The sequence below is a fragment of the Labrys monachus genome, assembly GCF_030814655.1.
Lineage (GTDB): Bacteria > Pseudomonadota > Alphaproteobacteria > Rhizobiales > Labraceae > Labrys > Labrys monacha.
Map to the genome: position 1 here is coordinate 2049570 of NZ_JAUSVK010000001.1, position 15869 is coordinate 2065438.

The window sequence follows — 15869 nt, forward strand, 5'->3', positions numbered from 1 at the left end:
AACCGGGCGGAAAGGCCGATCCCGACTGCTCGGGATCGGCTCTCGGCGGCCCTCAGACCAGCTTCTCCAGCGTGATCGGCAGGTCGCGGATACGCTTGCCGGTGGCGTGGTACACGGCGTTGGCGATGGCCGGCGCCACGCCGACGATGGGCAGTTCCCCGACCGCCTTGCCGCCCAGGACGGAAGCGTGCGGATCGGGAATGCCGACCGAGATCACCTCGATGTCGGGAATGTCGGCATTGGTCGCGATCAGATAGTCGCCGAGATTGTTGTTGACGATGCGCCCGTGCCGCCGGTCGACGATGCCTTCCTCCAGCAGCGCCTGGCCGATGCCCATGATGATGCCGCCCTTCCACTGGCTCTCCGCCAGCTTGGGATTGTAGAGGCGCCCGGAATCGAGGGCCGACACCACGCGCGACACCCGCACGGTGCCGAAATCCTCGTCCACCCGCACTTCGATGAAATGGGCGCACCAGCTATGGAGCGAATAGTCGCCGTCGGTCGGCGAGAGCATCGTGGCGATCGTGGTGTAGTTCTTGTAGCGGTCGGCGGCACTCCGCGCGCCTTCCGGCAAGGTGTCGCGCAGCACCTCGATCCGCTCCCGGCCGATGCGGCGCAGGAACTCGCCGATCGGCAAGGCCGGCCCCTCTCCACGGGGTGAGGATATCCGGCCGTCGGAGACGAGGAGGGTATTGGCCTGCAAGGTGCGGAAGGGCGAACGCGGGTCGTTGATCGCCAGGCCCACCAGTTCGTCGCGTGCGGCGAGGGCCGCCTTGTGCACGGCGCCCGTCATCAGGTTGGCAAGCTGGGATCCGCCGGCCACCGGCGCCCGCGGCAGCGAGGAATCGCCGAGCCTGACGGCGACGTTCTCGACCGCGACGCCGACCGCCTCCGCTGCCGTCTGCGCCAGGATGGTATAGGTGCCCTGGCCCATGTCGATGCTGCTGCTGGTGACTTCGAGCGTGCCGTCGGCGAGGATGCTCACCTTCGCCTCGCCGGGCGTGCGGCGCACCGGATAGGTCCCCGCCGCCAGGCCCCAGCCGATCAGGTCGTGGCCGTCGCGCATCGAGCGCGGTTCGGGGCTGCGCCGCGACCAGCCGAAAGCGTCCGCTCCGGCGGCGAAAGCTTCCCGCAGGCGGCGCGTCGACCACGGCTTGCCGGCCTTCGGATCCTCTTCCGCATAGTTGCGCAGGCGGATCTCGAGCGGGTCGATGCCGAGTTCGCAGGCGAGTTCATCGATGGCGCATTCGATGCCGAAGGCGCTGGGGTTCTCGCCCGGCGCGCGCAGGGGGCCCGGCCTCACCGTGTTCACGCGGACGACGTTCTGGTGCGAAGACAGGTTGGGCGTGGCGTACATGATCGTGGTCACGGAGCCCAGCGGCTCCACGGCGACCCCTTCCATCGAGGTCTCGTTGGCGCCGCGATGGACGATCGACAGCAGCTTTCCCTGGCGGGTCGCGCCGAGCGCGATCGTCTGGCGGGTGGCCGGGCGCCCGCCGAAGGCGGTGAAGCTTTGCGGCCGCGTGATCGCCAGCTTGACGGGCCGGCCGAGCATCCTGGCGGCCATCGCCGCCACTGCGCCGTGGCCGAGCGCCAGCGCCTTCGATCCGAAGCCACCGCCGATATAGGGCGCGATGATGCGCACATTCTCGAAGGGAACGCCGAACCATTCCGCATAGGTGCGGGCCATGCCGTCCAGCCACTGGCTCGGCTCCCGCAAGGTGAGGCTGTCGCCATGCCATTCGGCGATCAGTCCATGCGGCTCGATCGGCACATTGTATTCGCGCGGGGTCCGGTATTCCGCCTCGATGCGGACCGGGGCCGCGGCGAGCGCGGCATCGGCGTCCCCCCATTGCGCGGTGAGCATGCCGATCGGCATGCCGTCCCCGGCGGCCGGGTCGTCGAGATCGACAATGGCGGGCGCCTCGTCATAGGCGATGTCGAGGAGGCGGGCCGCCTCCGTCGCCTGCTCGAAAGTCTCGGCGACGACGGCGGCCACGTGCTGCCCGTTGAAGGCGACGTCGCGCGCCAGCGGATTGTAGGGACGATCGGGCGGCGGCGCCCCGGTCCAGTCCGAGGCGGTGGCCAGGTGCAAAGCGTTGTCGGCCGTCAGGACCAGCAGCACGCCGGGCGCGGCTTCTGCCGCCGCCTTGTCGATGCTGCGTACCCGGCCGGCGGCGACGGTGCTCTGCACCATCACGGCGTGGACGAGGTTTTCCGGCCGATGCTCGAGCGCGTAGCGCGCGGCGCCTTTGATCTTGGCGGGGCCGTCCATGCGCACCAGGCGAGCGCCGAGGACCGCGCCCGCCATCGCCCCGTCGGAGGCGTCCCCATGCTTGCGCGGCGATTCCAGAGATTTCATGCCGGCTCTCCCATGCTGAGGATGGCTCGCGCCACGACGCGTGGCGCGAGTTCGATCTTGTAGCGGTTGGCGCCATGGTCGACGGCGCCGTCCATGGCGAGGGCGCTGGCGGCGCGGACGGTTTCCGGGTCCAGCAGCCTGCCCCGCAGCGCATCCTCGACCGCCCGCGCCCGCCATGGCCGCGTCGCGACGCCGCCCAGGGCGACGCGGATGTCGCGGATGGTCCGGCCGTCGGACGCCAGTTCCAGGCCCACGGCCGCGCTTGCCGCCGCGAATTCATAGGACTGGCGATCGCGGATCTTGAGATAGGTCGAGCGGTGTGCCGCCGGCGAGGCGGGGAGGCTGACCGCCGTGATCATTTCGCCCGGCCGGATCGCCTGTTCGCGATGCGGGGTGTCGCCCGGCAGGAGGAAGAAGTCCTCGACGCCGACCGTCCGCTCGCCGAGATGGACGACGGCGTCGAAGGCGACGAGCGCGACGGCCAGATCGCCCGGATAGGCCGCGATGCAGGCCAGGCTGGTGCCGAGCACGGCGTGATTGCGGGTGATGCCGCCGATCGCCGAGCAGCCGCTGCCCGGCGCCCGCTTGTTGCAGGCCGGGAAGGCCGCGGGATCGCGGAAATAGGCGCAGCGCGTGCGCTGCATCAGATTGCCGCCGATGGTCGCCATGTTGCGGATCTGGGCCGAGGCGGCCTGCCACAGCGCTTCGGAGACGGCGGGAAAATGCCGCCTGATGTCGGCGTCGTCGGCCACAAGGCTCATTTTCGCCAGGGCGCCGATGCTGGCGCGGCCGCTCTCGACGGTCACCGCGTCCAGGCCCGGGAGGCGGGTGATGTCGACGAGGTGCTCGGGTTCGGTCACGCCGCATTTGGCGAGGTCGAGCAGGGTGGTTCCCCCGGCGAGCAGCATGGCGCCGGGGAGGGCGGCGCTTCGGCGCGCCTCGTCGGCGGAGCCGGCGCGGTGATAGGAAAAATCCCTCATGACGCCATCTCCGCGGCCTGCCGCACGGCGGCGACGATGTGGGGATAGGCGCCGCAGCGGCAGAGATTGCCGGACATGTATTCCCGGATCTCGTCGTCGGAGCGGGCATGCCCCTCGCGGATGCAGGCGATGGCGGACATGATCTGCCCGGGGGTGCAATAGCCGCACTGGAAGGCGTCCTGCTCCAGGAAGGCGGCCTGCACGGGATGGAGCCGGCCCTCCGGCTCGAACAGGCCTTCGATGGTGGTGACGGCCTGGCCCTCGGCCTGGGCCGCGAGCGTCAGGCAGGCCAGGACGCGCCGGCCGTCGACATGGACCGTGCAGGCGCCGCATTGTCCCTGGTCGCATCCCTTCTTCGTCCCGGTCAGGCCGAGATGGTCGCGCAGGGCGTCGAGCAGCGTCACGCGGGGCTCGAGCGCCAAGGCATGCTCGCGCCCGTTGATGCTGAGGTGGAGGGTGGTTCGGCTCGTCATGCGTCAGACTCCGCAAGCCCTTGCAGGCAGTGATTTGAACGGGTGCAGGCGGCGGCACGGTCGGCGCGCTCGGGCCCTTCACCGCGGGGAACCGCCGGTCTCCTGCGGAATCTTGCGCGCTCGAAGCACATGGCGTACTCGGCTTGCAGACAAGAATTTTCCACACAAACGGAGGCGCCTCCGTTTGTGCAGTTTAGAGACTTGCCGTTTTCGGTTCAAGTCCGAATCCGCATGGGAGTGCCCATTGGCGACCAGGCCACCCGCCGACCCCGCGAACGTCCCCGCCGCCGACGAGACGGCGAGGCCCCTGCGCGCGGATGCCCGCCGCAACCGCGACAGGCTGATCGAGGCTGCCGCCGCCGCGTTCGCCGAACATGGCGTGGACACGTCCCTGGAAGAGATCGCGCGCCGAAGCGGTGTCGGCATCGGCACGCTCTACCGCCATTTTCCGACACGCGAGCATCTCGTCGAGGTGGTCTACCGACGGGAGGTGGAGGGGTTGTGCGCGGCGGCGGCGGAGCTGCTGCGCAGCCATCCGTCAGACGTAGCCCTGGAACTGTGGATGCTGCGCTTCGTGGACTATATCGCCACCAAGCGCGGCCTCGCGAAGAGCCTGCGCATCCTGCTCACCGCGAATGCCGGTCTGTTCGCGGACACGTCGGGCATGGTCATGCAGGCCGTGCAGCGCCTGGTCGAGGCGGGCGTGGCCGACGGCGCCATCCGTCCGGATATCGAAAGCACCGACCTGATCCACGCATTGTCCGGCATCTATTCGACGCCGGAGACACCGGAATGGCGCGAACGGTCGCGCCGGCTCGTCGGGCTGCTGATGGCTGGGCTTCGCTGGGGCGCACAGCAGGCGCCGGCAGGCGCGGGCCGGCCGCGCTGAACCGGGAGGACAGCGCAGGAGCGCTATCGCTGCGACGCCCGCTTCACGCTCCGGATGTCGGCGAGGACCGCGCCGTCGCTCTTTCTCTCGATCCGGCAATGGTGCCGCCAGCCGGTCGGGCCGCTGCACGCCTCCAGGAGGCGGACGAGGATCGCCTCGCCCGGATCGAGATTGGCGTGATAGGCGACCTCGCGCCGGACGGTGATGGCGTGGCGGGCGAACGCGGGATCGAGCTGCCATTCGGCCCGGTCCGCGAAGGCGACGAAGCTGGTGAAATAGAGGAAGCCGGCGCCGTTGAAGTCCTGCGACGGGCAGGGCGTGCATTCGAGGATGACCGGTGCGCCCGGTGCGGCGACGGGCCGGGGGTGGCCGGTCCCGCCAGGGGGCGCGGCGTCGTCGGCCATGGGCTCGATCGCCGGCAGCCCGTCAATCTCGACCCGCGCCACGGTATGGTTCGAAGCGCCGTCCCGCCGGTGGACGAACACCGACACCATCGTCACCTCGCCGAGGGGCGCGCCGCCGGCGAACAGCAGGTGCCGGCTGCGGATCTGCGTGCGCGAGATGCGCGACAGCGACGTCACGATTTCCAGCACGTCGTTTTCCCCGACGCGATCGAATGCGGCATCGGCGATCGCCACCGAGCGGAACGCGGCATAGACCGCGTGGCCCTGGCGGTCCCGGAAATCCGGCACCCGGCGGCCGGCCATGCGGGCGAGCAGCAGCCAGTGCCGATGACCGAGTTCCCGCAGAAGCCAGGTTTCGGACAGGCCGTTCAGCGCCAGATGCGGCATGCCGAGCAGCACCGGCCCGAGCCCGGCCTCCATCGGCGCGTCGCGGGTTCCGGGCGGGTCGATGCGCAGAGCGACATTCATGGCCTGCGTCCGCTTCAAACGGCGAGGCGCGCGGGTACCGGCGCGGCGCGGTCGCGGCCGCGCGCGGCGAGGTGGTCGACGACGAAGCCGGCATCGCGGCCGACGCTCAGGAAGCGGCCGGAACCCCAGGTCCACAGCCAGGGCATGCCGACGACATAGACGCCGTCGACGCCGGTGACGCCGCGCCGGTGGCTCGGATAGCCGTTCTCGTCGAGGAGGGGCAGGTCGACCCAGGACCAGTCCGACCGGAAGCCCGTGCTCCAGACGATGCTGCCGATGCCGCTTGCGGCAAGGTCGAGGCGGCGCGCAGGCTCGCCCGGCTGCCACACCGGCTCGTAATGCGTGCCCTCGGGCGCGGCGATGGCATTGTCGGCGATATGCCGGTCGATCAGCCCGCAAATGCCGTTATAGACCGCATCGGCGGCATCGAGGTTGCGCGCGAGGTCGTCGGCGAGCGTCAGGCTTCCGTCGTCGATGCCGGTGAGCCGGCCGTGCAGCACCATGCCTTCGGCCGCGAAGCGGCGCAGATCGATGTCGCGGCCGCCGTCGCGCCCGGTGAGATAGTGGTTGGCGTTGCGGCGCACCTTCTCGCCGAGCGGATGCTGCTCGACCGTCATGTCGTACTGGCCGAGATCGTCGAGCCAGTCGACGGCGTCGCGGCCGCGATAGAAGCGCGGGCAGCGCGGCGCGCTGCCGACGACGAGATGGACCTTGCGGCCGGCGAGATGGAGGTCTTCGGCGATCTGGCAGCCGGACTGGCCGGAGCCCACCACCAGCACCGCGCCCTCGGGCAGCTGCTGCGGGTTGCGGTAGGCGGAGGAGTGGATCTGTACGATCGCGTCCGGAACCGATTCCGACATCCGCGGCGTGTTGGGCAGGTGGTAGGCGCTGACGGCGAGGATGACCGCATCGGCGGTCACCGCGCCTTCGCTCGTCTCGACGAGGAAGACGCCGTTCCGGCGCGACACGCGCTCGACCGCGACGCCCTCGCGGAGGGGGGCGTCGATATGGCGGGCGAAGGCCTCGACATAGGCGACGATCTCGTCGCGCGGCATGAAGCCGTGCGGCTCGGGGCCGGCATAGGGGAAGTCCGGCAGCTGGCACTGCCAGTTCGGCGTCACCAGGCAGAAGGCATCCCAGCGCTGGCTGCGCCAGGCATGGGCGATGCGGTTCCTTTCGAACACGACATGATCGATGCCGTGGCGCTTGAGATGATGGCTGGCCGAGAGGCCGGCCTGGCCGCCGCCGACCACGACGGCGGGGTGGTGCGGGAGGGAAGGGGCACGCATGGATGTCTCCGTCATTCGATGAAGGCGGTGCAGATGACCTGCGCGGCGGGCTGGTCGGCGAAATGCGCGGCGCGGGTCTCGATGTCGCCGAGCTGGCGCAGAGCGCGCGAGCAGGGCACGCCGTATTTCGCCCGCACGCGCTCGCTGGCGATGCCGAGCGCGGTGCGGCTGCGGTCGAGGAAATCGGTGAGCGGATAGGCCGTGCTGGGCGCGAAATAATCCCTGATGACGAGCGAGGGCGAATAGCAGGTCACCTCCTCGCCGTCGGGCCAGCGGATGACGAAGCGTATTTCAGGCATGCTGGCGGGCTCCCAGGGCAAGATAGACGGGCAGATGCGCGCGGGCGGTGTCGGCCCAGTTGTGGCGGGCCGCGACGGCGAGGCCCCGCGCGGCAAGGCGTTCGCGCTGCGGCGAGCGCGTCGCCGCGACCATGGCGTCGGCGATCGACCCCGGCGATGCCGGATCGCACCAGAGCGCGTCGCCGTCGGCAAGGTAGTCGGTGAACGGCTCGATATGAGAGGTCACCACCGGGATGCCGCAGGCCATCGCCTCGATCACGGCGAGGCCGAAGCCTTCCTTGACCGAAGGGAAGACGAGGGCAGCGGCGATGCGGTAGAGCGCCGCCATCTCGGCCTGTGGAACCGGCCCGGTGATGCGCAGGGCGGCCTCGGGCAAAGCGAGCCGGTCCAGCGCGGCCTCGAATTCGGCGCGATAGGCGGAATGGTCGAGCACCGAGGCGCCGCCGGCGACGACGAGCTGCGCCGAGGGCATCAGCACATGCACCTGGGCGAAGGCTTCGAGGATCCGGACGCTGTTCTTGCGTTCCTCGATGCCGCCGATGCTGAGGAAGACCGGACCCTTGCCGATGCCGAGCCGGCGGGCGAGGGCGCTTTCGCCGCCGTCGGCGCGCGGCGTGAAGAAGCCGGTGTCCACGCCGTTGCCGACGATGGTGGCGTCGAGGCCCATATCCCGGGCGAGCCGGTCGCGCCACAGCCGGCTGACGACGAAATGCCGGTCGGCCAGGCGGATCGAGCGCGCCTGGAGGGCGGCGATGCGCGCGTCCTCGAACCGATCCACGTGATGCACCGTGCGGGCGAACGCCTCGATGCGGCCCGCCTGCCGCAGGGTAGCCAGCGCATTGCCCGAAATGCCGTCATGCGCATGGTAGACATCGAAGCGGCGGTTGGTGGCGTCCTGGAAATGGCGGACATAGTCGGCGATGCGGGTCTCGACCATCGCCAGCGTGCCGTCCCCGGCCGGCGCGGCGCGAACGCAGACCGTCTCGCAGGCCGCCTTGCGGAAGAAGCCGCCGCCCTTCGCGTCGGGGGCGTGCACCACCGCCTCGTGCCCGAGCGCCGTCAGCGCCTCGCCCAGCGCCAGGGCATGCACGACGCCGCCGCGCGGATTGGTCGAATGGGAGAGGATGGCGATCCGCAGCCGCTCGTTCGTTCTCATGCCGCAACCTCCCGTCCGGTCATGGCGAGGAGGGGAAGGGCGGCATGGTCGCGGATCACCTCGCGGCGATCGCCGTCGGTGATGGCGACTTGCGACGAGGCGTCGATCGTGCCGATGGCGGCGGCGGCGATGCCGCGCCCGGTGAAGCGCGCGACGACCGCCTCCACGTCGCCGGCCTTGACGGCGAGGAGGTAGCCGTAGCTCGGAAAGGTCGCCAGCCAGCGTTCGAGCGGCACGGCCGGCGGCCTCGGGATCAGGGTGACGTCGATGTCGATGCCGACGCCGGAACATTCGGCGAGCATGACCGCCGTGCCGACGATGCCGCCCTGGCTGATATCCTTGGCGGCCCGGGCGAGACCGGCTTCCGCGAGCGCCGGCAGGATCTCGATGTCGCCGCGCAGCCGGTCGGGCGGCGCATCCGTCGCGGCCTCCCAGTTGGAGAAGGGTTCGCGATAGCGGCCGCGCAGATCGATCGCGGCGACGAGACGGTCACCCGGCCGTGCGTCGAAGCTCGTCAGCAGGCGGGTGGCGCGGCCTAGGATGGCGACGGAGAGCTGGCTGCGGTCGGTGCGGACATTGGTATGGCCGCCGACGATCGGCACGCCGAAGGCCTGCGCCGCGGCGCGGAGGCCGGCGAGGACCGGTCCGGCCCCCTCTTCGCCGTTCGCCCACACCGCGTCGACGATGGCCAGCGGCCGTCCGCCCATGGCGGCGACGTCGGAGATGTTGACCATCACGCCGCACCAGCCGGCGAACCACGGATCGCCGGCGACGAACTCGTTCATGAAGCCCTCGATGGCGAAGAGCAGGTGGCCGTCGCCGTCGGGGATCGCGGCGCAATCGTCGCCGACCGGCACCGCGCCGTGCCCGGATAGGCCGAGCCGCTCGGCGACGATGCCGATGTCCTGCTTGGCGGCGATGCCGCGGTTGGCGCGCAGCGTGCCGGCGAGGGCGGCGAGATCGATGGCCATGCCGTTCCCCTCACGCGGCTTTCCGAGCGAGGGCGACGAAGCCCTGCTCGGCATTGGCGATGGGACGGTAATGGTCGAGGTCGGCCGCCATCAGATGATGCCTGCGGCCGTGCAGCTCGATCTCCTCGACGCTGCGCCAGTGCAGGCGGCGGAAGAGCAGGACGTTCTGTTCCTGCACATGGGCGAGGAAACGCCGGCAGCCACGGGCGTGGGCCGAGCAGACCGCGAGGCGGATCAGCGACGTCCCGAGCGCGCCGACCTTGCGGTAGTCGGCGGCGACCGCGAGGCGCGAGCCCCACCACAGACCATCTTCCGCCTCGTGGATGCGCACAGTGCCGACCACCCGGTCGGCAGCGACGCCGAGCATCGACAGCGCGACGATCGGGATAGCGTGCCCGTCGATCGCGTCGATGTCGCTGCGGTCGAAGAGGCCCTGCTCGCTGCAGAAAACATCGCGGCGCAGCGCGAGGGCACCGGCCCGTTCCCATGGATCGGTCGCGAACTTGACCTGGAATTCGCTGGCGGTGAAGGGCTTGAACGGTTCGAAGATCATTTCGCCAGCGTCCTTTCATAGGTCGCGAGGGCGGAGCAGGCGCCGCATCTGCCGCAGCCGGCCTTGATGTCCACCGCCTTCAGCCCGCTCGCCACCAGCATCGAGGAGAGCGGCGCGAGGATCGCATGCATGAAGGCGGGCGTCGGCCCGGGGTGGCTTTCGAGCGGCGTGCCGGAGATCGGCACGAAGGGCACGACGAAGGGATAGACGCCGAGCGCGACCAGCCTGGCGCAGATGTCGAGGATCGCCTCCGGCGTGTCGCCGAGCCCGGCGAGGATATAGGTCGAGACCTGGCCGCGGCCGAACACCGGCACGGCGGCGGCGAAGGAGGCCATGTATTTCTCGATCGGGACCTGCGCCTTGCCGGGCATGATGCGCTGGCGGACCTCGGGCGTGACCGCCTCCAGATGCATGCCGAGCGCATCGACGCCCGCCTCGCGCAGGCGCCCGAACCAGGCGTCGTCTTCCGGCGGCTCGCATTGGGCCTGGATCGGCAGGTCCACCGCGGCCTTGATCGCACGCGCGCTGTCGGCGAGGACGGCGGCGCCCCGGTCCTCGCCCTTCGGCGTGCCCGTCGTCATCACCATATGCCTGACGCCGTCGAGCTCGACCGCCGCCTTCGCGACTTCCGCCAGCTGCGCCGGTGTCTTGTGGGCGACGGTGCGGCCGGCGGCGAGCGACTGGCCGATCGAGCAGAACTGGCAGGTCCTGGTACGGCTCTGGTAGCGGATGCAGGTCTGCAGCACCGTCGTCGCCAGCACGTCCCGCCCGTGCAGCACGGCGATGTGGGAATAGGGGATGCCGTCGGCGGTGGTGAGGTCGTAGAAGCGGGGCCGCAGCGGAAAGGTGACCTCGCCGACCGGACGTCCCTCGCGGCTGATGCGGCTCTTGCCGAAGGCGTCGGGCTTCTCGACGAGATAGGGGCTGTCGAAGGCCGGGGCAGTGTGGACGGGCACCATCACCGTCATGCCGTCGACGGTCATGGCCTTGTGGTCGGACGGTCCCGCCCCGCCGCGGCGGCTTTCGAGCCCGGCCTTGGGATCAACCAGCCGCGCTCCGAACGACTGCAATTCGTTGATCAGCTGCGCGGTCGGCAGGATCGCTGCGTTCTCCATCGGGAAGGCTCCTGAGGTCGGGTTGTGCGGCGGGTTCGCGGGCGAATTCCATCGGGCCGGCGGCGCGGCCGTCGAGCACGAGGTGGAGGAGTTCCGGGCGGGCGTAATGGCCGACCGAATCCATCATCCGCTTGCGCTTGAGGATGAGGCTCATGTCGAGATCGGCGACCAGGATGCCCTCGCCCTCGGTGAGCGGGGGGACGAGATGGCGGCCCTCGGGCGAGACGATCGCCGTCATGCAGCCGCCGCGCAGGCCGCGCTGCAGGCCCTCGTCCGGCGTGATCGAGGCAATCTGGCTCTCGGTGAGCCAGCCCGTGGCGTTGACGACGAAGCAGCCGCTCTCGAGCGCGTGGTGGCGGATGGTCACCTCGATCTGCTCGGCGAAGATCGGGCCGACCAGCGATCCCGGAAATTGCGCGACGTGGATTTCCTCGTGCTGGGCCATGAGGGCGTAGCGCGCCAGCGGATTGTAGTGCTCCCAGCAGGCGAGGGCGCCGAGCCGGCCGACGGCGGTGTCGACGACCCGCAGCCCGGATCCGTCGCCCTGGCCCCAGATCATGCGCTCATGGAAGGTCGGCGTGATCTTGCGGCGCCTGAGCTTGAGGGAACCGTCGGCGTCGAAGACGAGCTGGGTGTTGTAGAGCGTGCCGTGGTCGCGCTCGTTGACGCCGAGCACGACCACGACGCCGTGGCGGCGCGCGGCGCCGGCGACGGCGTCGGTCGCGGGGCTGGGGACCGTGACGGCATGCTCATAGAGCCGCAGATGCTCCCTGCCGGTCAGCACCGGCGGCAGCACGAAGGAGAAATAGGGATACCAGGGCACGAAGGTCTCGGGGAAGACCACGAGATCGGCGCCCTTGCCGGCGGCCTCCGCGATGGCCGCCAGCACCTTGTCCACCGTGCCCTCGCGCGAGGCCAGGTCCGGCGCGATCTGCACCGCCGCCGCCCTGATCGATGTCTTTGCGGTCATTTGGGGGTCTCCGTTCGATCCTCCGATGCCGGCGGGACAAGGCCCGCCGGCCTGCGGGATCACAGGGTCCAGGTGTCCAGGATGAAGGCGTTGTCCCGGCGGTGCAGCAGGATGAGGTCGAGCACGTCGAGCGGGCTGATCGGCTGGATGCCGGGAATGAGCGAGGGCTCGCCATGGCCGTAGAGCGCCTGCAGGGCGAAGCGGCAGGCATAGACCTTGCCGCCCTCGGCGATGAACTTCTCGATCTGGTTGTTGAAGTTGAGATGGCCCGGAAAGGCCTCGTCGCCGATCTTCGGAAAGCCGCGCTGCACGCCGAGCGTCACGCCCGGCCCATAGAGCAGGATCGAGGTCTCGAAGCCCTTGCGCTTGAGGCGGGTCGCCTGCAGCAGGTTGACGAAACCGATCGATCCTTCGAAGGCGACGGTGTGGAAGGTGACGAGCGCCTTCTCGCCGGGCTCGGCTTTGACGTCCTCGAACAGCTTCTGCTCGTAGTCGACGAAATAATCGCCCTTCTGGTGCGCGGGCTGGGTAACGGCGGGCATGCTGAAGCTCCTGTATGGGCAGGACACGCTCTGGGCGGTCGCATCTCCATCAAAGCAATCAACGTGCCAACATTAAAACGGTCAATATTGCTTATATATCTCATAAAATCCAGTCAATCGAGTCGGCAATTTTCGGTGATTTGGTCGAAAATGCTCCGCATCGTGCAGAGATGGGCAAGCATTCTGCCGTTAAATCAGTCAGCGCGGCTTGCAGACAAGGTGCGGTCAATTTTATCGCGATGGACCGGTGACAAAGGGTTCCTGCGACAATATACAGTCAATCCACGGTATGGACGGAGGGTGGCATGAAGGGCTGGCGGCCGGATCTGAGCGCGAATGAGGGGCCGCTCTACCTCTCGATCGCCGATGCGATCGCGCGCGACATCGCACGCGGCGTGCTGACGCCCGGCGATCGCCTGCCGCCCCAGCGCACGCTCGCCGCCGCGCTGGAGGTGGACTTCACCACGGTGGCGCGCGGCTATGTCGAAGCCGGCAAGCGCGGGCTGATCGAATCCACCGTCGGGCGCGGGAGCTTCATCCGCAGCAACGCGTCCCTGCGCGAGGACGGCGATCCCCGGCGCCAGCAACTCGCCGACTTCTCGATGAACATGCCGCCCGAGCCCGACGATCCCGAACTGATCGCGCGCATGCAGGACGGCTTCGCCAGCGTGGCGCGCGACCTGCTGCCGCTGCTGCGCTATCAGGGCTTCGGCGGCGCCGCGGTCGACAAGGACGCCGCCTCGGCCTGGCTCGGCCGGCGCGCGCTCGTCCCGGCGCAGGAGCGCATCTTCGTGACGCCGGGCGCCCACACGGCTCTGGTCGGCATCTTCTCGCTGCTGGCGAAGGCCGGCGACACCCTGTTGTCCGAGGCGATCACCTATCCCGGCGTGCGCTCGATCACCGCGCAGCTCGGCCTCAACCTCGTCGGGCTCGAAACCGACAATGACGGCATCCTGCCGGAGGCGCTGGAAGAGGCGGTCAAGCGCCACAAGCCCAAGGCGCTCTATCTCAACCCGACCCTGCAGAATCCGACGACGGTCACCATCCCGGAGCGGCGACGTACCGCGATCTGCGCCGTCGCCCGCCGGCACCGCCTGCCGATCGTCGAGGACGACGCCTACGGCTTCATTCCGAGCTACGGGCCGCCGCCGCTGGCCGCGATCGCGCCCGACATCTGCTGGCACATCGCCGGCCTCGCCAAATGCATCGGGGCCGGCCTGCGCCTCGCCTTCGTGGTCGCGCCGGACGCGCGTTCGGGATGGTCCTTCAGCGCCGCGATGCGGGCGATCTCGGTGATGGCCTCGCCGGTGACGGTGGCGGTGGCGACGCGCTGGATCGAGGACGGCACGGCGGACACCATCCTGCGCTTCATCCGCGCCGAGGCGGCGGCGCGGGAAAAGCTCGCCTCGCAATTCTTCGAGCCGGGAACCTATCTGTCCGACCCGCTCAGCTTCAACATCTGGCTGCCGCTCACCAATGGCTGGACGCGCTCGGCCTTCGTCGGCCATGTCCGGCGCACCGGCATCGGCGTGGTCGCCAGCGACGTCTTCACCGTCGGCGGCAATCCCGGCGAGGCGGTGCGCGTCGGGCTGGGCGGCCCGATCACGCGCGAACGGCTGCGGACCGGCCTGGAATTCATGGCGCATGCGCTGGAAGGTTCGCCGGAGACTGCCGCGGCATTCTTCTGAACCGCGCCGGCCGGCCCGGCGCCTGCGCAGGGCGGCGGGGCCGTCTCAGCTGTGAAGGCCGGGAGCCTCCTGGCCGGTGCGGGCGACATATTCGGTGTAGCCGCCGCCATATTGATGGATGCCGTCCGGTGCCAGTTCCAGCACGCGGTTGGACAGCGCAGCGAGAAAGCGCCGGTCATGCGAGACGAACAGCATGGCGCCTTCATATTGCGCCAGGGCGGCGATGAGCATCTCCTTCGTCGCCATGTCCAGATGGTTGGTCGGCTCGTCCAGCACCAGGAAGTTCGGCGGGTCGTAGAGCATCTTGGCCATCACCAGCCGTGCCTTCTCGCCGCCCGAAAGCACGCGGCAGCGCTTCTCGACGTCGTCGCCGGAAAAGCCGAAGCAGCCGGCGAGGGCGCGCAGCGATCCCTGCCCGGCCTGGGGGAAGGAATCCTCCAGCGACTGGAAAACGGTGTGCTCGCCATCGAGCAGATCCATGGCGTGCTGCGCGAAATAGCCCATCTTCACGCTGCCGCCCTGGGCGACGGTGCCGTCGTCCGGCGCCGTGGAGCCGGCGACCAGCTTCAGCAGGGTCGACTTGCCGGCGCCGTTGACGCCCATCACGCACCAGCGCTCCCGGCGGCGCACCTGGAAGTTCAGGCCCTCATAGATGCTCTTCGCGCCGTAGCGCTTGTGCACGTTCTTCAGGCTCACCACGTCATCGCCCGAGCGCGGCGGCGGCTGGAATTCGAAGGCGACGGTCTGGCGGCGCCGGGGTGGCTCGATCTTCTCGATCTTGTCGAGCTTCTTGACGCGGCTCTGCACCTGCGCGGCATGGGACGCGCGTGCCTTGAAACGCTCGATGAACTTGATTTCCTTGGCGAGCATGGCCTGCTGGCGCTCGAATTGCGCCTGCTGCTGCTTTTCGTTCAGCGACCGCTGCTGCTCGTAGAACTCGTAGTCGCCCGAATAGGTGGTGAGCGTGCCGCCGTCGATCTCCACCACCTTGCCGACGATCCGGTTCATGAATTCGCGGTCATGCGAGGTCATCAGCAAGGCGCCCTCGTAATTCTTGAGGAAGGCCTCCAGCCAGATGAGGCTTTCGAGGTCGAGATGGTTGCTCGGCTCGTCCAGGAGCATGGCATCCGGGCGCATCAGAAGGATGCGCGCCAGCGCGACGCGCATCTTCCATCCGCCGGACAGGGCGCCGACGTCGCCGTCCATCATCGCCTCGGTGAAGCTCAGGCCGGCCAGGACTTCGCGCGCACGGCCTTCCAGCGCGTAACCGTCGAGTTCCTCGAAGCGCGCCTGCACCTCGCCGTAGCGCCCGACGATCTCATCCATGTCGTCGGCGCGGGCCGGGTCGGCCATGGCGGCCTCGAGTTCCTTCAGCTCGGCGGCCACCACGCTCACCGGGCCGGCGCCGTCCATCACCTCGGAGACGGCGCTGCGGCCTGCCATCTCGCCGACATCCTGGCTGAAATAGCCGATGGTGACGCCCCGGTCGACCGAGACCCGGCCCTCATCCGCCTGCTCCTGCCCGGTGATCATCCGGAAGAGGGTGGTCTTGCCTGCGCCGTTCGGGCCGACCAGGCCGACCTTTTCCCCCTTCAGCAGCGCCGCCGACGCTTCGATGAAGAGAATCTGGTTGCCGTTCTGCCTGCTGATGTTTTCGAGACGAATCATGTGCCTGCGGGTGTCGATAGGAGATGCGGCGCGTTTACGCCA

The 15869-nt window shown here is 69.4% G+C and carries 15 protein-coding genes; 2 read left to right on the top strand and 13 right to left on the bottom strand.

The features are described 5' to 3' along the window. Positions 1–52: 52 nt before the first annotated feature. Genes J3R73_RS09300 through J3R73_RS09310 form a run of 3 tightly spaced genes read right to left on the bottom strand, consistent with a single transcriptional unit; the run spans position 53 to position 3815 of the window. A complete protein-coding gene (locus J3R73_RS09300; protein ID WP_307425420.1) occupies positions 53–2362 on the bottom strand; it encodes a xanthine dehydrogenase family protein molybdopterin-binding subunit in 2310 nt (769 codons plus the stop codon). Beyond that, complete coding sequence (locus J3R73_RS09305; RefSeq protein ID WP_307425423.1) at positions 2359–3342, bottom strand: FAD binding domain-containing protein; 984 nt, start codon at positions 3340–3342, stop codon at positions 2359–2361. The genes J3R73_RS09300 and J3R73_RS09305 overlap by 4 nt, the downstream gene beginning before the upstream one ends. After that, the gene (locus J3R73_RS09310; protein WP_307425426.1) at positions 3339–3815 is read right to left on the bottom strand and encodes a (2Fe-2S)-binding protein; all 477 of its coding nucleotides are present in this window, start codon (positions 3813–3815) and stop codon (positions 3339–3341) included. The genes J3R73_RS09305 and J3R73_RS09310 overlap by 4 nt, the downstream gene beginning before the upstream one ends. Positions 3816–4059: 244 nt before the next feature. Here J3R73_RS09310 and J3R73_RS09315 point away from each other — a divergent pair, with 244 nt between their 5' ends. Continuing rightward, positions 4060–4704: a TetR/AcrR family transcriptional regulator gene (locus J3R73_RS09315; protein WP_307425428.1), complete on the top strand. Its 645-nt coding sequence runs from the start codon at positions 4060–4062 to the stop codon at positions 4702–4704. A gap of 23 nt (positions 4705–4727) precedes the next feature. On the opposite strand, the gene J3R73_RS09320 is transcribed toward J3R73_RS09315, so the two are convergent. From J3R73_RS09320 to J3R73_RS09360, 9 genes are read right to left on the bottom strand one after another with little or no spacing between them, the layout of a single operon-like run. Then, positions 4728–5576, bottom strand: coding sequence for a Pnap_2097 family protein (locus tag J3R73_RS09320; protein ID WP_307425431.1), 849 nt, complete (start codon positions 5574–5576; stop codon positions 4728–4730). 14 nt (positions 5577–5590) lie between these two features. Further along, the gene (locus tag J3R73_RS09325; RefSeq protein ID WP_307425433.1) at positions 5591–6865 is read right to left on the bottom strand and encodes an MSMEG_0569 family flavin-dependent oxidoreductase; all 1275 of its coding nucleotides are present in this window, start codon (positions 6863–6865) and stop codon (positions 5591–5593) included. A gap of 11 nt (positions 6866–6876) precedes the next feature. Next, positions 6877–7164, bottom strand: a complete 288-nt coding sequence (locus J3R73_RS09330; RefSeq protein ID WP_307425436.1) for an MSMEG_0570 family nitrogen starvation response protein — start codon at positions 7162–7164, stop codon at positions 6877–6879. Further along, positions 7157–8320, bottom strand: a complete 1164-nt coding sequence (locus tag J3R73_RS09335) for an MSMEG_0565 family glycosyltransferase (RefSeq protein WP_307425439.1) — start codon at positions 8318–8320, stop codon at positions 7157–7159. Before J3R73_RS09335 ends, J3R73_RS09330 begins: the two co-directional genes overlap by 8 nt. Beyond that, on the bottom strand, positions 8317–9291 hold the full coding sequence (locus tag J3R73_RS09340) for a sll0787 family AIR synthase-like protein (protein ID WP_307425442.1): 975 nt from the start codon (positions 9289–9291) through the stop codon (positions 8317–8319). The genes J3R73_RS09335 and J3R73_RS09340 overlap by 4 nt, the downstream gene beginning before the upstream one ends. A gap of 10 nt (positions 9292–9301) precedes the next feature. Then, the gene (locus tag J3R73_RS09345) at positions 9302–9844 is read right to left on the bottom strand and encodes an MSMEG_0567/Sll0786 family nitrogen starvation N-acetyltransferase (protein ID WP_307425445.1); all 543 of its coding nucleotides are present in this window, start codon (positions 9842–9844) and stop codon (positions 9302–9304) included. Further along, a complete protein-coding gene (locus J3R73_RS09350; protein ID WP_307425448.1) occupies positions 9841–10959 on the bottom strand; it encodes an MSMEG_0568 family radical SAM protein in 1119 nt (372 codons plus the stop codon). The genes J3R73_RS09345 and J3R73_RS09350 overlap by 4 nt, the downstream gene beginning before the upstream one ends. Further along, positions 10886–11929 carry a Nit6803 family nitrilase gene (locus tag J3R73_RS09355; RefSeq protein ID WP_307425451.1) on the bottom strand — a complete coding sequence of 348 codons (1044 nt, stop codon included), beginning with the start codon at positions 11927–11929 and terminating at the stop codon, positions 10886–10888. Before J3R73_RS09355 ends, J3R73_RS09350 begins: the two co-directional genes overlap by 74 nt. A gap of 59 nt (positions 11930–11988) precedes the next feature. Further along, positions 11989–12471 (bottom strand): MSMEG_0572/Sll0783 family nitrogen starvation response protein, encoded by a 483-nt coding sequence (locus J3R73_RS09360; RefSeq protein WP_307425455.1) that lies wholly within the window; start codon positions 12469–12471, stop codon positions 11989–11991. Between the two features lie 305 nt (positions 12472–12776). Between J3R73_RS09360 and J3R73_RS09365 the strand changes: the two genes are divergently transcribed. Then, complete coding sequence (locus J3R73_RS09365; protein ID WP_307425458.1) at positions 12777–14159, top strand: aminotransferase-like domain-containing protein; 1383 nt, start codon at positions 12777–12779, stop codon at positions 14157–14159. Positions 14160–14204: 45 nt separating this feature from the next. On the opposite strand, the gene J3R73_RS09370 is transcribed toward J3R73_RS09365, so the two are convergent. Beyond that, complete coding sequence (locus tag J3R73_RS09370; protein WP_307425460.1) at positions 14205–15827, bottom strand: ABC-F family ATP-binding cassette domain-containing protein; 1623 nt, start codon at positions 15825–15827, stop codon at positions 14205–14207. Between the last annotated feature and the right edge of the window lie 42 nt (positions 15828–15869).

Excerpts from the sequence above, each read along its gene's own strand:
- J3R73_RS09320 (WP_307425431.1), bottom strand. The coding sequence starts at position 5,576 with ATGAATGTCGCTCTGCGCATCGACCCGCCCGGAACCCGCGACGCGCCG.
- J3R73_RS09340 (WP_307425442.1), bottom strand. The coding sequence starts at position 9,291 with ATGGCCATCGATCTCGCCGCCCTCGCCGGCACGCTGCGCGCCAACCGC.
- J3R73_RS09355 (WP_307425451.1), bottom strand. The coding sequence starts at position 11,929 with ATGACCGCAAAGACATCGATCAGGGCGGCGGCGGTGCAGATCGCGCCG.
- J3R73_RS09370 (WP_307425460.1), bottom strand. The coding sequence starts at position 15,827 with ATGATTCGTCTCGAAAACATCAGCAGGCAGAACGGCAACCAGATTCTC.
- J3R73_RS09335 (WP_307425439.1), bottom strand. The coding sequence starts at position 8,320 with ATGAGAACGAACGAGCGGCTGCGGATCGCCATCCTCTCCCATTCGACC.
- J3R73_RS09300 (WP_307425420.1), bottom strand. The coding sequence starts at position 2,362 with ATGAAATCTCTGGAATCGCCGCGCAAGCATGGGGACGCCTCCGACGGG.
- J3R73_RS09360 (WP_307425455.1), bottom strand. The coding sequence starts at position 12,471 with ATGCCCGCCGTTACCCAGCCCGCGCACCAGAAGGGCGATTATTTCGTC.
- J3R73_RS09345 (WP_307425445.1), bottom strand. The coding sequence starts at position 9,844 with ATGATCTTCGAACCGTTCAAGCCCTTCACCGCCAGCGAATTCCAGGTC.
- J3R73_RS09350 (WP_307425448.1), bottom strand. The coding sequence starts at position 10,959 with ATGGAGAACGCAGCGATCCTGCCGACCGCGCAGCTGATCAACGAATTG.
- J3R73_RS09330 (WP_307425436.1), bottom strand. The coding sequence starts at position 7,164 with ATGCCTGAAATACGCTTCGTCATCCGCTGGCCCGACGGCGAGGAGGTG.
- J3R73_RS09325 (WP_307425433.1), bottom strand. The coding sequence starts at position 6,865 with ATGCGTGCCCCTTCCCTCCCGCACCACCCCGCCGTCGTGGTCGGCGGC.
- J3R73_RS09365 (WP_307425458.1), top strand. The coding sequence starts at position 12,777 with ATGAAGGGCTGGCGGCCGGATCTGAGCGCGAATGAGGGGCCGCTCTAC.
- J3R73_RS09305 (WP_307425423.1), bottom strand. The coding sequence starts at position 3,342 with ATGAGGGATTTTTCCTATCACCGCGCCGGCTCCGCCGACGAGGCGCGC.
- J3R73_RS09310 (WP_307425426.1), bottom strand. The coding sequence starts at position 3,815 with ATGACGAGCCGAACCACCCTCCACCTCAGCATCAACGGGCGCGAGCAT.